At 70.9% G+C, this 302-nt stretch carries 1 protein-coding gene; it reads left to right on the top strand.

What is annotated here, in order from left to right:
• On the top strand, positions 1–302 hold a 302-nt coding region (locus C7I84_RS29415), incomplete at both ends, for an integrase core domain-containing protein (protein ID WP_165816265.1).

Below are 302 nucleotides of genomic sequence, written 5' to 3'. Positions count from 1 at the left end.
AGGCCGACACGCTGAACCCGCCGGCTGCCACGCCGGCCGAGCAGCAGCGGCGCTTCGACGCCTTCCGCCAGAGCTACAACGAGCAGCGACCGCATGAAGCACTCGGCCAGGAGACGCCGGCCAGCCATTACCAGCCGTCGCCGCGGCCCTATCCGCGCTGCGTCGAGGCGGCGGCCGATGAGGATGACGGCATCGAGGTCAGGCGTGTGCGCTCCTCCGGCGAGATCAAGTGGCGCGGCGGTCGCGTCTTCATCGGCGAGGCCTTCATCGGCGAGCCGCTGGCGCTGTCCGAGACCGAGACA

The sequence above is a fragment of the Kumtagia ephedrae genome (assembly GCF_003012745.1).
Classification (GTDB): Bacteria; Pseudomonadota; Alphaproteobacteria; order Rhizobiales; family Rhizobiaceae; genus Kumtagia; species Kumtagia ephedrae.
Note: the sequence above shows the minus strand (reverse complement) of the source record. Positions and strands in the feature narration are given on the sequence as shown.